Annotated in this window: 13 protein-coding genes; 3 read left to right on the top strand and 10 right to left on the bottom strand. The window is 74.1% G+C overall.

The features are described 5' to 3' along the window. Positions 1–53: 53 nt before the first annotated feature. The gene (locus AAEM63_RS17810) at positions 54–641 is read left to right on the top strand and encodes a DUF308 domain-containing protein (RefSeq protein WP_341359549.1); all 588 of its coding nucleotides are present in this window, start codon (positions 54–56) and stop codon (positions 639–641) included. 103 nt (positions 642–744) lie between these two features. Here AAEM63_RS17810 and AAEM63_RS17805 read toward each other — a convergent pair whose 3' ends face one another. Both AAEM63_RS17805 and AAEM63_RS17800 read right to left on the bottom strand, forming a co-directional pair. Then, complete coding sequence (locus tag AAEM63_RS17805) at positions 745–1,212, bottom strand: hypothetical protein (RefSeq protein ID WP_341359548.1); 468 nt, start codon at positions 1,210–1,212, stop codon at positions 745–747. A gap of 244 nt (positions 1,213–1,456) precedes the next feature. Next, entirely contained in the window at positions 1,457–2,239 is a 783-nt protein-coding gene (locus AAEM63_RS17800; RefSeq protein ID WP_341359547.1) for a CPBP family intramembrane glutamic endopeptidase, read from the bottom strand. 68 nt (positions 2,240–2,307) lie between these two features. Between AAEM63_RS17800 and AAEM63_RS17795 the strand changes: the two genes are divergently transcribed. After that, on the top strand, positions 2,308–2,976 hold the full coding sequence (locus AAEM63_RS17795) for an HAD family phosphatase (RefSeq protein ID WP_341359546.1): 669 nt from the start codon (positions 2,308–2,310) through the stop codon (positions 2,974–2,976). A 62-nt stretch (positions 2,977–3,038) separates the two neighbouring features. Here the strand turns inward: AAEM63_RS17795 and AAEM63_RS17790 are convergent, their stop codons facing one another. The 4 genes from AAEM63_RS17790 to AAEM63_RS17775 all read right to left on the bottom strand — a co-directional run bounded on the left by AAEM63_RS17790 (position 3,039) and on the right by AAEM63_RS17775 (position 8,460). After that, the gene (locus AAEM63_RS17790; protein WP_341359545.1) at positions 3,039–5,780 is read right to left on the bottom strand and encodes a heavy metal translocating P-type ATPase; all 2,742 of its coding nucleotides are present in this window, start codon (positions 5,778–5,780) and stop codon (positions 3,039–3,041) included. Between the two features lie 102 nt (positions 5,781–5,882). After that, the gene (locus AAEM63_RS17785) at positions 5,883–6,131 is read right to left on the bottom strand and encodes a cation transporter (RefSeq protein ID WP_341359544.1); all 249 of its coding nucleotides are present in this window, start codon (positions 6,129–6,131) and stop codon (positions 5,883–5,885) included. 85 nt (positions 6,132–6,216) lie between these two features. Beyond that, positions 6,217–6,498, bottom strand: a complete 282-nt coding sequence (locus AAEM63_RS17780) for a metal-sensitive transcriptional regulator (protein ID WP_123915486.1) — start codon at positions 6,496–6,498, stop codon at positions 6,217–6,219. Positions 6,499–6,894: 396 nt separating this feature from the next. Then, positions 6,895–8,460 (bottom strand): hypothetical protein, encoded by a 1,566-nt coding sequence (locus AAEM63_RS17775; protein WP_341359543.1) that lies wholly within the window; start codon positions 8,458–8,460, stop codon positions 6,895–6,897. 144 nt (positions 8,461–8,604) lie between these two features. Here AAEM63_RS17775 and AAEM63_RS17770 point away from each other — a divergent pair, with 144 nt between their 5' ends. Continuing rightward, positions 8,605–9,528: a Ppx/GppA phosphatase family protein gene (locus tag AAEM63_RS17770; RefSeq protein ID WP_341359542.1), complete on the top strand. Its 924-nt coding sequence runs from the start codon at positions 8,605–8,607 to the stop codon at positions 9,526–9,528. Between the two features lie 5 nt (positions 9,529–9,533). Here the strand turns inward: AAEM63_RS17770 and AAEM63_RS17765 are convergent, their stop codons facing one another. From AAEM63_RS17765 to purB, 4 genes are all read right to left on the bottom strand, one after another. After that, positions 9,534–11,150: a Na+/H+ antiporter NhaC family protein gene (locus tag AAEM63_RS17765; protein ID WP_341359541.1), complete on the bottom strand. Its 1,617-nt coding sequence runs from the start codon at positions 11,148–11,150 to the stop codon at positions 9,534–9,536. A gap of 21 nt (positions 11,151–11,171) precedes the next feature. Beyond that, entirely contained in the window at positions 11,172–11,885 is a 714-nt protein-coding gene (locus AAEM63_RS17760; RefSeq protein WP_341359540.1) for a DedA family protein, read from the bottom strand. A 191-nt stretch (positions 11,886–12,076) separates the two neighbouring features. Further along, the gene (locus AAEM63_RS17755; protein ID WP_341359539.1) at positions 12,077–12,826 is read right to left on the bottom strand and encodes a glucose 1-dehydrogenase; all 750 of its coding nucleotides are present in this window, start codon (positions 12,824–12,826) and stop codon (positions 12,077–12,079) included. A 162-nt stretch (positions 12,827–12,988) separates the two neighbouring features. Then, entirely contained in the window at positions 12,989–14,425 is a 1,437-nt protein-coding gene (purB, locus tag AAEM63_RS17750) for an adenylosuccinate lyase (RefSeq protein WP_341359538.1), read from the bottom strand. Positions 14,426–14,574 lie beyond the last annotated feature (149 nt).

Below are 14,574 nucleotides of genomic sequence, written 5' to 3'. Positions count from 1 at the left end.
GCGCGGGCCTATCGTGGGTCCGAGGCGATGGGACGGACCGCGAGGCAGGCGTCATGGTGCGGGTGGTGGACCCCCGGCGGCGGCTCGTCCAGGAGCTCGCGGTCCACACCGCGCGTCGGTGGTGGTTCCCCGTGCTGCGCGGGCTCCTGGCTGTCGGCCTCGGCGTCGTCGCGGTCGCCGCGCCGCTGGGCACGGTCGTCGCCCTCGTCCGTCTCCTCGGGGTCTTCGTCCTGCTCGACGGCGTCCTCGGCGTGCTGCGTGCGGCGCGGTCCTGGGGGTGGCCCGGCGCCGGGCTGCTCCTCGTGCAGGGTGTCGGCGGGCTGGGCGCCGGGCTGCTGCTCCTGCTCCAGCCGGCGCTGACCGCCCAGGCGGTGCTCGTGCTCGCGGGGCTCGGGGCCGTGGTCGTGGGCGTGGTCACGGTGGTCCTCGCCACGGGCCAACGCGACCTCTCGCCCGTGTGGACGTGGTCGGCGGCCGGCGTCGTCGTCGTCGCGGTCTTCGGGGTGGTCCTGCTGCTCGTGCCCGCCGCCGTCGTGGGGACCCTGGCGGCGCTCGTGGGGGTCTTCGCGATCGTCGTCGGTGCCGTGAACCTCGCCGAGGGGCTGCGCCTGCGGCGGATGTGGGTCGGGCTGCGACGGTAGGCGGCGTGGCAGCGGTGGGGCCCGTGGTGACCCCGCTGGACCGTAGGCGGCGTTGCGCCGGTTGCCCCCGTGGCGCCGGTTGCCCCCCGCCGGCACGCCCCGTTCAGCGTGCCGCGCCGACCGTGGCCTCGGCCCTCGGTGCGGCCGGGACCAGCCGCGCCGCGAGCAGCCGGGCGGCCCGGGCGGTCGCCACCGTCTGGGCGAGGACGAGGGCGGGGAAGGAGAGGAGGAGCACGACGGCGAGGACGGTCGTCACGGTGCCCGCCCCGAACAGGGCCGCCCGGTCCTCCTGGAGCGGGATCACCGCGCTCTGGAAGAGCAGGAGGGCGGCGCCCGTCCACAGCAGGACCGCACCGGTGCGGCGCCGGCCGAGCCCGAGGGCGACCGCCCCGGGGAGCATGGCCACGACGAAGAGCGCGACGATGGCGAGGCTGCCGCTGAGGGAGAAGCCCGTCTCGCCGCCGGCGACCACGGCGACGAGACGCATGAGCACACGCGCGGTGACGCCGGCCAGAACCCCGATCATGAGGGCGGCGGCGGCCCCGGCGAGGGCGCGGAGGGCGGCGGTCATGGGGCAACCTCTTCTGCTCGGGCGGGACCCGCCGCCGTCGGCGGGCCGCCACGAACGGTAGGGCGGCGCGACCGGCACCGGACAGGGGAACGGTTGCTCAGAAGCGCGCCGGGGCGTTGCTCAGGCCCCGCTCCGGCGTTGCTCCCCGGGGGCGTTGCTCAGGACCCGCTCCTGCGTTGCTCCCCGGGGCGGCAGACGGGCAGTCCGGGCGGTCCACCTCGGCGGCGGTCGGGCCCGTCCACAGTCAGGCCAGTCCGAGGGCGGCGAGCGCCGCGGCCGGGAGCAGGGCGTAGCCGACGAAGGCGACCACGTCGATGAGGGTGTGCGCGACGACGAGCGGCATGGTGCGCCGTCGGCGGCGGTAGTACTCGCCGAACACGACGCCCATGACGACGTTGCCCAGCAGCGGTCCGAAGCCCTGGTACAGGTGGTACGCCCCGCGCACCAGCGCGCTCGTGGCGACAACGGCGCGCGGCCCCCAGCCGAGCTGCTCGAGCCGCTCGATGAGGTACCCGGCCACGACGACCTCCTCGAGGAGGGCGTTCTTCAGCGCCGCGAGGACCAGGACGGGCACGGTCCACCAGTGCTCCGCGAGCGCCGAGGCCTGGACCTCCACGGTCACGCCCAGGGCGCGGCCGAGCAGGTACAGACCGAGGCCCGGGACACCGATGAGGGCGGCGAGGCCCGCGCCCGCGGCGAGGTCGCGCCACGGCCGGGCGCCGTCGAGGCCGATGCGCGCCGTGGCCCGCCGGCCGGGCTCGGACAGGAGGAACAGGGCCAGGGCCACGGGGACGAGGGCGAACCCGATGCCGAGGAGCTGGTAGGTGAGGTCGAGGTACGGCCGCGGCGAGCGGGAGGGGTTCAGGGCGGTGGTCTGCTCGCCGAGCGGCGTGGTGAGGGTGAGGCGGGCGAGGATGTTGACCACCGCGTAGACGGCCGCCTCGCCCAGGGAGAGGCCCAGGACGATGAGGATCTCGCCACGCAGGCGTCGGCGCGTCGTCGGTGCGGTCGTTGTCGTCGTGTCCACCGCCCCAGTCTCGCCGACCGGGCGCCGGTCACCGAGCGGCGCCGGTGGTGCGCGGGATGATGGGTGCCATGACCGCAGCCGCCATCGCCGCCGTCGTCCTGGACATGGACGGCATCATCACCGACACCGAGACGCTCTGGGACGAGGTCCGCCGGGGCATGGCCGCCGAGGACGGCGTCCCGTGGCCCGCGGGGGCCACCGAGGCGATGATGGGCATGTCCACCCCGGAGTGGTCCACGTTCCTCGCGCGCGAGGTCGGTCTTCGGGGTGAGCCCGGCGAGCTCGCCGGCCGCACGATCGACGGCATGGCCGCCCACTACCGTGCCGGCGTCCCGCTCATGCCCGGCGCGGTCGAGGCGATCCACCGCCTCTCCGCCCGGTGGCCGCTCGGGCTGGCCTCGTCCAGCCCGCGGCGGCTGATCGACACCGTCCTGGCCGAGCTGGGGGTGACCGACCGCTTCGCCGCGACGGTCTCCACCGAGGAGGTCGCGGCAGGCAAGCCCTCCCCGGACGGGTACCTGCGCGCGTGCGAGCTCCTCGGCGTCGAGCCCGCCGCCGCCGTCGCCATCGAGGACTCCTCCAACGGCGTCCGGTCGGCCGCGGCGGCAGGGATGCGCGTGATCGCCATCCCGCACGACGCCTACGACGTCGCCCCGGACGCCCTCGAGCTCGCCGCCGTGCGCCTGGGCAGCCTGGACGAGGTGACGGTCGAGCGGGTGGAGGCGCTCGCCCGGTAGGGGCGGGCGCCCCCACTCTTGTCAGCGGCGCGGGGACCCGGCGCGGCCGCGCCGTGACCCCGTCAGCCGGCGCGGCGCAGCCGCAGCGAGTTCGTCACGACGATGACCGAGCTCGCCGCCATCGCGGCCCCGGCGATCATCGGGTTGAGCAGGCCGGACGCCGCCAGCGGGATCGCCGCGACGTTGTACGCGAACGCCCAGAACAGGTTCTGCTTGATGATCCGCAGGGTCTTGCGGGAGATGCGGATCGCCGTGGGGGCCGAGCGCAGGTCGCCGCGCACGAGTGTGATGTCCGAGGCCTCGATCGCCGCGTCGGTGCCGGTGCCCATGGCCAGGCCCAGGCCCTGCCGGCCCGCCTGGGCGAGAGCGGCGGCGTCGTTGACGCCGTCGCCGACCACCCCGACGACACGGCCGCGGTCCTGCAGCGACCGCACGACGTCGAGCTTGTCCTCGGGGAGGACCTCGGCGATGACGTGCTCGGGCGCGATCCCGACCTCGCCGGCCACCCGCTCGGCCGCGGCGCGGTTGTCGCCGGTGAGGAGGTAGGGGGTGATGCCCAGCTCCTTGATCTGGGCGACGGCCTGCGCCGAGGTGGCCTTGACCTCGTCGCGCAGGACGAGGACGCCACGGGCCCGGCCCTCCCAGGCGACGACGACGGCGGTCGCGCCGTCGGTCTCGGCGTGGGCGTGGGCACGGGTGACGTCGTCGTCCGGGCCGGTGCCCGCGACGCCCTGCCCGGCCAGCCAGGAGGGACGGCCGACGAGGACGTCGCGGGCGGTGCCGCCGTCGTCCACCGTGGCCGAGACCCCGCGCCCGGCGTGGTTGGAGAAGTCCCGGGCCTGCGGCAGGGTGGTGCCGGCTGTCCGGGCCGCCTCCTGGGCGGCGTCCGCGACGGCGCGGGCGATGGGGTGCTCGCTGCCGGCCTCGACCGACCCGGCCAGGCGCAGGACGTCGGCGCGGGTGCCGTCGGTGTAGCCCGAGCCGTCCGCCGCCGCGGGGGCGAGGACGTCGGCCAGGCGCATGCGTCCCTCGGTCACGGTCCCGGTCTTGTCCAGGACCATCGTGTCCACCCGGCGGGTGGACTCGAGGATCTCGGGGCCCTTGATGACGATGCCGAGCTGGGCGGCGCGGCCGGTGCCCACGAGCAGGGCGGTCGGCGTGGCCAGGCCGAGCGCGCACGGGCAGGCGATGATGAGGACGGCGACGGCGGCGGTGAACGCCGACTGCAGGGGGTTGCCCAGCGCCAGCCATGTCACGAAGGTCGCCACGGCGAGCGTGATGACGATCGGGACGAAGACGGCCGAGATCCGGTCCGCGAGGCGCTGGACGGGGGCCTTGCCGGCCTGCGCCTGGGTGACGAGCCGGGCGATCTGGGCCAGCGTCGTCTCGTCGCCGACCCGGGTGGCGCGCACGAGCAGGCTGCCGGAGGTGTTGACGGTGGCGCCGGTGACGGCGTCGCCGGGGCCGACGTCGACGGGCACCGGCTCGCCGGTCAGCAGGGAGGTGTCCAGGGCCGAGGTGCCCTCGACGACGACGCCGTCGGTGGCGACCTTCTCACCGGGCCGCACCGCGAAGAGGTCGCCGGTCACGAGGGCCTCGACGGGCACGCGGGTCTCGGTGCGGTTGCCCGCGGCGTCGAGGCGCACCCTGGCGACGTCCTTCGCACCGAGGGAGAGCAGGGCGCGCAGGGCGTCCCCGGCGCTGCGGCGCGAGCGGGACTCGGCGTAGCGGCCCGCGAGGAGGAACGTCGTGACGACGGCCGCGACCTCGAGGTAGAGCTCGGGCATGTGGGACCGGGGGGCGTCGGCGGCGGGGAAGAGCTGGAACTGCATCCGCATGCCGATCTCGCCGGCGCCGCCGAGCGTGATCGCCCACAGCGACCACAGGGTCGCGGCGATGACGCCGAGCGAGACGAGGGTGTCCATCGTCGAGGAGCCGTGGCGGCCGGCGCGGAACGCGGCGAGGTGGAAGGGCCACGCGCCCCACGTGACCACGGGCAGGGCCAGGGCCAGGACGACCCACTGCCACCCGGGGAACTGCAGGGCCGGGACCATCGACAGCGCCGCGACCGGGACGGTCAGGACGGCGGAGACGCGCAGGCGGCGCAGCAGGTCCGCCGCACGCCGCTCGGCGGGGGAGGAGGTGTCGGCGGCCTCGTCGGCGGTGGGCGCGGCGGTGGGGACGGTGGTGGCGTCGCTCCCCGGGGCGACCGGCACGTCCGCGCCGGGTGCCGCGGCCGGGCCGGTGGTGGTCGCCTCGGGCGTCCCGCCACGGACCTTGGTGACCCGCCCGGAGTAGCCGGCCGCGGAGATGGCTGCGAGCAGGTCCGCCTCGGGGACGTCCTCGGCGAGGGTGACGTGTGCCGTCTCGGTGGCGAGGTTGACCGTCGCGCTCGCGCCGGGGAGCTTGTTGAGCTTCTTCTCCACCCGCGCGACGCAGGAGGAGCACGTCATGCCCTCGACGGCGAGGTCCAGCTCGCGCAGGAACGTCGGGGCCGCGGCGGTGGCCGCCTCGGCTGCGCCGGTTGGTGCCACGGGTGCGGTCGCCACCTTCCGGCGGGTCACGGACGCCGTGTATCCGGCGGCCTCGACGGCGGCAACGAGATCGGTGTCGGGGACGTCCGACGCGAGGCTCACGTGGGCGGTCTCGGTGGCGAGGTTGACGGTCGCCCGGACGCCCGGGACCTTGTTGAGGCGCTTCTCGACGCGGCTGACGCACGAGGAGCAGGTCATGCCCTCGACGGTCAGGTCGACCTCGCCGATCGGCTCGATCGGCAGCGGGGTGCGCTCGGTGGCGGTGGTCATTGGTGCCTTCCCGTTCTCATGCCGACCGGTGCCGGCGCGGCGGCGCAAGGGTGCGCCGCTGGTGGTCCGCGGCCGCCCGCGGCGGCCGCGGACCGGGGTGTCTCAGGCGTCGCGGCGGACGGCGGTGACGGCGTAGCCGGCCTCGTCCACGGCGGCGCGGAGAGCGTCGTCGTCGATGGTGGAGCCGGAGACGACCGTCACCGGGGAGACGCCGCCGGCGTTGAGGTCGACGGAGACGCTCCGGACGCCCTCGAGGCCCGAGAGCTCGGTGGTGACGGCGTGGACGCAGTGCCCGCAGGTCATGCCCTCGACGTCGATGACGGTGGTGCGCTCGATCTCGGTGGTGCTCATGCTGTGCTCCTCGTGGTGGGTCGTGGGCCCTGCCGCGGTCCGGCAGGGGGCGGTGCGGTGCGCTGGGTCAGGACCGGACGATGTCTCAGGACCGGACGAGACGGGCGATGGCCTCTGCGGCCTCGGTGACCTTCTCCCGGCCCTCCTCGTCCGAGGCCTTGGCGGCGTCGACGACGCAGTGGTTGAGGTGGTCCTCGACCAGCCCGATGCCGACCGCCTGGAGGGCCTTGGTGACCGCAGAGATCTGGGTCAGCACGTCGATGCAGTACACGTCCTCGTCGACCATGCGCGCGATACCGCGCACCTGGCCCTCGATGCGGCGCAACCGCTTGGCGTACTGGTCCTTCGTCCCGCTGTAGCCGGCCATGACGGACCTCCTCCGGTCGACCCTCGCGGGCCGGTCTCGTTCCTGCCTCAGTACGAGAGCGTACCCCTAGGGGGTATCGACGTCTACCCGAGAACAGTACCTGCCCGGGGTATTCCTCTCCGGGACCAAGGTCCTGCGGGCGGCGGGCGGTGGGCCGTGCGCCTGCAGCGGCCCCCGCAGCCCCCACTGGCCGAAAGATCTGTCAGGGATATCCAGACGGAATCTTCGGCGAGTGGTGGTCGGGGGCGTGCCGCTGGTCGTGGGCGCTCCGGGACGCCGGCTGCTGGTCGTGGGCGCTCCGCTGGCCGGGGGCGTCCCGCCGGCCGGGTCAGGATCGGTGCCGCGGCGTCGCGCCGCTGTGGTCAGGATCGGTGCCGCGGCGTAGCGCCGCCGGGGTCAGGATCGCGGCGTCGCGTCGCCTGCCGGATCCGTGGGGCCGTCGTCGTCGGTGCCGGGCTGGTCGGCGGCCTGGGCGGCGGCGTCCGCGGCGAGGCGCTCGCGCAGCCAGGCGGGCGTGTGCTCGTCGTCGCGGGGGTAGCGCCGCAGGTCCTCGGCGAACTGCCCGGGCTCGAGCGGGCGTCCCCACTTCTGCTCGTTGTTGTAGTCGAGGTTGAGGGAGAGCTTGCCGCTGCGCTCGAGGGTGACCAGGGCGGTGAACCACGTCCCCTTGCCCGGTTCGAAGGCCTTGTGCCGCATCTCCGACATGGCGCGCGCGACGTCGCCGGGCAGGCCAGGCAGCGGCACCTCCTTGCCCTCGGCGCCGGTGGCGGCGGCCATGACCTCCCCGCGGCTGCCGACCATGCGGCACAGGACCCGTGCACGCGTCCACCCGGTGGGGGCGACCGAGACCAGCCCCTGGGCGACGCGCTGGAGCTCCGCGGCGAACTTCGCCATGGGGTGGTCCGCCTCGGGCGACCCGGGCGCGACGGTGACGACGGGCGTGCCGACGTTGACCCGCGGCGCCGACGCGGTGCGGGCAGGAGCGCCCGCGGGGTCCGCCGGCCCGGCCGAGGAGGCCTGCGCGAGCTGGCCCTCCTTTGCCCAGGCACGCGGCACGCGCTGGGCGTACACGACGTCGGTGAGGACCGAGAGCGGCACGGTCGTCTCGTAGACGCCGACGTCGACCTTGTCCATCCCCAGCCGCTCGGCGACGTCGGCGTCGTGGGCGAGGGAGGTGACCCGGCACATCTGCTGGCCGTCCTTGTCGGGTCCCTGGTCGACGATCCGGACCGGGATGCCGTGCCAGCGGGCGCTGGCGTGGATCTCGAACAGCTCGGGCACCTCGGCGGCGGCGAGCTGCTTGGCCCAGGTGCCCGCCTTCGTCCGGCTGAAGCCGTGCTTCTCGGGGTCCTTCGCGACCGTGACGATCGTGACGACGGTGGGTGCGCCGTCGTCGTCGGCGCGCACGTCCGCCGCGAACGTGCCCAGGGCGAGCTTGGCCACGGGCCCGACGTACTTCGACGGCAGGAGCGCGTGGAAGGAGTCGTCGGAGAGGTGGTTCTGCCACCCGAACGCGACGCCGTGGTAGGATCCGATGAGCTCGGGCTCGGCGCCGCCGGGGTGGAAGCGCCACAGCCGCGCGCCGGGCGTGAGGCGGGTGTGCTCGAGCCAGGACAGGGGGGCGACGACGTCGCCGGTGCCGGCGAACCCGGTGCCGTTGAACGGCGGCCGCTCCAGGAAGGTGCCGCCCGTGGCGCGTCGCCCGGCCTCGTCCGTGCCGCCGGTGGCCGGGACGAGGACGGCCGTGGGGGCCGTGGGGACGTGCAGGACGTCGATCGGGCGGTCCGGGGAGAACGGCGTGCCCGCGAACCCGAGCCCGTGGAGCTCGAACAGTCCCTGCGTGGTCGTGACCTCGGCGACGTCAGCCGCCGGGACGACGTAGCCCGCGACGCGGTCCAGCCCCCGGTCGAGGTAGGCGGCGGACATCTGCGGGGTGACGGCCTTCTGCAGCATGGTGCTCATGAGGTGGGGTATCTCCGGTGGGGGTCGCCTGGTCGGTCACGAGCCTAGGTCGTCGGCGCCCGGGTGCCTAAGCCGGCGACGGCGACGGCGGGGGCGACGGCGGCGCCCGGGCGCGGGTCCGGGGACGGCACTACCGTGACCGGCATGCGACTGGGCGTCCTGGACATCGGCTCGAACACCGTGCACCTGCTCATCGTCGACGCCGAGCCGGACGCACGGCCGGCGCCCGCCGTCGACGAGCGCACCACGGTGCGTCTCATGCGCTACCTCGACGACGGCGAGATCACCAGCGAGGGGGTGGAGGCGCTCGGTGACGCCGTCGCGAGGGCCACCAAGGCCGCCCGCAAGCACGGCGCCGAGGAGATGATGGGCATCGCGACCTCGGCCATCCGTGAGGCGACGAACGGTGCGGAGGTGCTCGCCCACCTCGAGGAGATCGCCGGCGTGCCGCTGCGCGTGCTCTCGGGGCAGCAGGAGGCGGAGCTGACGTTCCTCGCCGCCCGGCGCTGGCACGGCTGGGCCGCCGGGCGCCTCCTCGTCCTCGACATCGGTGGCGGCTCGCTCGAGATCGCCATGGGCATCGACGAGAAGCCCGAGTTCGCGGCGTCGGTGCCGCTCGGCGCGGGCCGGCTGACGAAGGAGTTCCTGCGCTCCGACCCGCCCGAGCCCGACGAGATCGACGACCTGAGGTCCCACATCAAGAAGACCCTCGCCCCGCTGGTGAAGGAGCTGGGGAAGCTGCCCTCGCCCGACCGGGTGGTCGCGACCTCCAAGACGTTCCGCTCGCTCGCGCGGCTGGCCGGCCAGCGGTTCGCCGTCGTCGGGGCGCAGGAGCGCCGGCGCATGCAGCTCGCCGACCTCAAGGACTGGACCCCGCGCCTGGCGAAGATCCCCGCCGAGCAGCGCATGGAGCTGCCCGGGATCACCCCCGAGCGGACCTACCAGATCGTCGCGGGCGGGCTCGTGGCCCAGCGGGCGATGAAGGACCTCGGGATCGAGGAGCTCGAGATCTGCCCGTGGGCGCTGCGCGAGGGGGTCCTGCTGCGGCGCCTGGACCACATGGGCTGAGGGCCTCAGGCCGCGACCCGTACGCTCTCCACGACCTCGGGGTGCTCCTCCACCGGCGGCCGCCCCGCCCGGGCGGCGGCCACCAGCACGGCCACCCCGGCCAGGGTCGTGAGCAGGCCGAGCCACGTGCTGCCGCTCACCGCCAGCACGACGTAGCCCACCAGTGCCGCCGCTGCCGCGGCCGCGGCGTAGGGCAGCTGGGTCAGCACGTGGTCCATGAGGTTGGCGCCCGCGCCGGTCGAGGACAGGATCGTGGTGTCCGAGATCGGGGAGACGTGGTCGCCGACGACGGCGCCGCCCAGCACCGCCGCGAGCGCCGGCAGGAGCAGCTCGGCGCTGCCCACCTCGGTCATGATCTGCCCGGCGATCGGCAGGAGGATGCCGAAGGAGCCCCACGAGGTGCCCGTCGCGAACGCCATGAGGGAGGCGACGACGAACATCGTCGGGATGAGGAACCGCGGCTCGAGCCCGGCGTCGGACACCAGGCCGGCGAGGTACTCGCCGGTCCCCAGCTGCTCGATGAGGGACACGGTCATCCACGCCAGCACGAGGATGTAGACGGCCGGGAGCATGGAGCGCACGCCCTGGACCCAGCCGTCCCGGAACGTGCCGGAGCCGAACCGCTCGTTGCTCCGCGTGTCCTTGACGTAGTACACCAGCGCCGCGCCGAGCCCCAGCAGGCCGCCGATCACCAGCGACTCGGTCACGAGCGTGCTCGCGAAGATCTCGATCAGGTCCCACGAGCCGGACTGGCTGTGCCCGGTCCACACGATCGCGCCGACGACGCCTGCCACCAGGGCGACGAACGGCACCACCATGGCGCTGATCGAGCCCGGCCGGTGGACGGGCAGGTCCGCGGAGAGCTCGCCCGGGATCGTCTTGGTGGGGTCGAACGGCCGGCCCGCGGCGAGGGCGCGGACCTCCTCGCGTCGCATGGGTCCGACGTCGACCCGCAGCACCGCGACGGCGAGGACCATGGCGAGGGCCGCCCAGACGTAGTAGTTCATCGGCATCATCGCCACGAACGCCTGGAACGCCGTGACCTCGCTGATGCCCGCGGCCAGCAGGATCGGCGCGATGATCCCGATGATGCTCGCGCCCCAGCTGGAGAACGGGGCCACCACGCACACGGGCGCCGACGTCGAGTCGATGATGTAGGCCAGCTTCGCCCGGGACACGCGGTTGCGGTCGGTCACCGGCTTGGCCACCTGACCGACGGCGAGGGCGTTGAAGTAGTCGTCGATGAAGATCACGATGCCGAGAGCGGCCGCCAGCAGCTGCGAGCCGCGGCGGGTGGAGACGCGGGCCATCGCCCAGCGCCCGAACGCGCGGCTGCCGCCGGACATCAGGATGAACGCGGCGAGCACGCCGAGGATCAGCAGGAACGCGATGATGTAGACGTTCCAGGTGTTGACGCCGCCGTCCGCCCAGAAGATGCCGGCGAACGACTCCGCCACCAGGCGGAGCGCGCCGGCCACGTCGAGGTCGGCGACCACCAGCGCCGCCGTGACGATCCCGACGCCGAGGCTCAGCAGCACCTTGCGGGTGAGCATCACCATGGCGATGGCCAGCAGCGGTGGCACCACCGGCAGGAACGGCAGTCCGAGGACGGTGTCGGTCATGTCTTGCTCACTTCCGGTCGGTCAGGCGGCGTCGTCGCCCAGCTCGCGCCCGGTCTCGCGACCGGCCTCGCGCCCGGCGCGGCGCTCGATGCGCATCGTCCGCACGCGGGAGACCACGAACCACGCCAAAGCGGCCAGCACGGCGACGATGACGATGCGGGAGAACGTGCCGACGTAGGTCTCGACCACGTGCCACTGCTCGCCGAGCCAGTAGCCGGCGAGGATGAGCACGGTGTTCCAGATGAGCGAGCCGGTCAGGGTCAGCGCCGTGAACAGCGGCAACGGCATGCGGGTGACGCCGGCCGGGATGGAGATGAGCGAGCGGAAGATCGGGATCATGCGCCCGAGGAAGACCGTCCCGCGACCGTGGCGGTCGAACCACGCCTCCGTGCGGTCGACGTCCTCGATCTTGACCAGCGGCAGCCAGCTCATGAGCGCCCGCGTCCGGGTCCGGCCCAGCAGGGCGCCGATGCCGTAGAGGACCCAGGCGCCGACGACGGAGCCGGCGGTGCACCAGATGATCACCTCGACCAGGCCGAGGGTGCCCTGCGACGCGGTGAACCCGGCCAGGGGCAGGATGATCTCGCTCGGCAGCGGGGGGAAGAGGTTCTCCAGCCCGATGAGCAGCGCGGCGCCGAGGCCGCCGAGGCTCTCCATGACGCTGACCGCCCAGGCGGCGACGCCCTCGAGGGGGGCGTCGGAGGCGGCAGCGGAGCTCAGCGGCAGGAAGGTCACGGTCCCCAACGGTACGTGGGAGCCGAAGGTCTGTCGTCGGTGGAGAGGTGTGAGGCTGCCCATCGCGGCGAGGAGGTGCGGTGCCACCGAGTCGGTCCCGCCCCACCCGCGGGACGGGCGGAGCGGGACCTGGGCCGGGAGCCGGACAGTGGGAGCGACCACCCGGCTGAGGTCGACTCGCGGGCGAGCGGTCAGCTCGCGGTGTAGCCGCCGTCGGCGAGGTAGTAGCCGCCGGTGAGGAACGACGCGTCGTCGCTGAGCAGGAAGGCGACCAGGTGGGCGACCTCCTCGGCGCGGCCGAGGCGGCCGAGCGCGTGCTTGGCGGCGAGGGCCTCGCGGTGCTCGGCCGGGAGGTTCTCGAGCAGGGGGGTCGCGATGTAGCCGGGGCCGACGGCGTTGATGCGCACGTTCTGGGTCCCGTACTCGACCGCGGCGTTGCGGGTCATCCCCACGACGCCGTGCTTGGCGGTGGTGTAGGCGGTGTTGCCGGGTGCGGCGACCGAGCCGTGGACCGAGGCCATGTTGACGATCGAGCCGCCGCCCGAGGCGAGCATGGCCGGGATCTGGTGCCGCAGCCCGTACAGGACGCCGTTGAGGTTGATGTCGATCACCCGGGCCCAGTCCTCGAGGTCGATCTCCCCGGTCGGTGCAGCCTTGCCGCCGATGCCGGCGTTGTTCACCGCCAGGTCGAGGCGCCCGTAGGTCTCGAGCGCGGTCCGTACGACCTTCTCGGAGTCGGCGGCGACGGCCGTGTCCTGCGCGACCGCGGTGGCCGTCCCGCCGGCCTCGGCGATGCGCGCGACGGTGGCCTCGGCCGCCGCCAGGTTGATGTCGGAGGCGACCACCCGAGCCCCGCCGGCGGCGAGCTCCTCGGCGATGGCGGCGCCGAGGCCGGAGCCTGCGCCGGTGACGATTGCGACCTTGCTGTCGAACGTAGACATTCTCGGACTTCCCTCTCGCGCGGGGGACGTCCTGGTGGCGGCCCCCATGTTCATGTGTTTGCATGAACAAGGTCGACGCTCGGAGAATTCCCGACGACACCCGGCCACAAGGGCGGGAGACCGTGGCGGCCTCAGGACACGACCGGCTCGGTGAGCCTTGGATCAGGCGTCGAGGTGGCGCACCAGGCGCTCGGCGAGGCCGGTGTAGGTGCCCGGCTCGAGCGCGAGCAGCCGCGCCTCGACGTCGCCCGGGAGGCCCAGGCCCGCGACGAACTCGCGCATGCCCGGCCCGTCCACGCGGCGCCCGCGGGTGAGGTCCTTGAGCCGCTCGTAGGGGTCCTCCATGCCGGTCGCACCGGCGATCGACGCCGCGCGCATCGCCTGCTGCACCGCCTCGCCGAGCACCTCCCAGTTGCCGTCGAGGTCGCGCGCCAGCGCGTCGCCGTCGACGTCGAGGCCGGCCAGGCCCCGGCGGACGTTGTCGATCGCCAGCAGCGAGTGGCCGAAGGCGGTGCCGATGTTGCGCTGGGTGGAGGAGTCGGTGAGGTCTCGCTGGAGGCGGGAGGTCACCAGGGTCGAGCCGAGGGTGTCGAGCAGCGCGCTGGAGATCTCGAGGTTGGCCTCGGCGTTCTCGAAGCGGATGGGGTTGACCTTGTGCGGCATGGTCGAGGACCCGGTCGAGCCCTGCGCCGAGAGCCGCTGGCGGAAGTACCCCAGCGAGATGTACGTCCACACGTCGGTGGCGAGGTTGTGCAGGACCCGGTTGAACCGGGCGACGTCGGCGTAGAGCTCGGCCTGCCAGTCGTGGGACTCGATCTGGGTGGTCAGGGGGTTCCAGGTCAGCCCGAGGTGCTGGACGAAGGAGCGGGCGACCGCCTCCCAGTCCGCGCCCGGGACGGAGACGGCGTGGGCGCCGTAGGTGCCGGTGGCGCCGTTGATCTTCCCCAGGTACTCCGCCGACGTGACCCGTCGGAGCTGGCGGCGCAGGCGGTGCGCCAGGACGGCGAGCTCCTTGCCGAGCGTGGTCGGCGTCGCCGGCTGGCCGTGGGTCCGGGAGAGCATGGCGGCGCCGGCGTGCTCGCGGGCCAGGTCGGCGACCTCGTCGACCATGCCCGAGGCCGCGGGCAGCCACACCTCGGTGACCGCGTCCTTGACGGTGAGCGCGTAGGACAGGTTGTTGATGTCCTCGCTCGTGCAGAAGATGTGCACGATCTCGTGCACCCGCGGCAGGACGGTGCCCTCGCCGAGCACGTCCGGCGCGGCGTCGAGGCGGCGCTTGAGGAAGTACTCCACGGCCTTGACGTCGTGGAGCGTCTCCCGCTCGATCTCGGCCAGCTCGGCGATCTCGTCGGCACCGAACGTGGCGACCACGCCGCGCAGGTACGCCTTGTCGTCCTCGCTCAGCCGGGGCGCGCCGGGCAGCACGGCCTCGTCCGTCAGGTGGATGAGCCACTCGACCTCGACGTGCACCCGTGCCCGGTTCAGCGCCGCCTCGGAGAGGTGGTTCGTCAGCGGGGCGACGGCACGGCGGTAGCGGCCGTCGAGGGCGCCGAGGGCGACGGGCGGGGTGAGCGTGGCGAGGTCGACGCGGTCGGTCATGGGCGCCATCATCCCAGCCGATCACGCCGGGCGTCCGCGACGTCCACCCGTGGCCCGTCGGTCACGTCCGTCGGTCACGTCCGTCGAGGACCGTGGGCCCTGGCGGGGTGGGTCACCACGGGGGGACACTGGGTGCCCGCGGCCGGTCG

The organism is Georgenia sp. M64, assembly GCF_038049925.1.
Lineage (GTDB): Bacteria > Actinomycetota > Actinomycetes > Actinomycetales > Actinomycetaceae > Georgenia.
The sequence above is the reverse complement of the archived record's forward strand: the minus strand, read 5'-3'. Positions and strand labels throughout refer to the sequence as shown.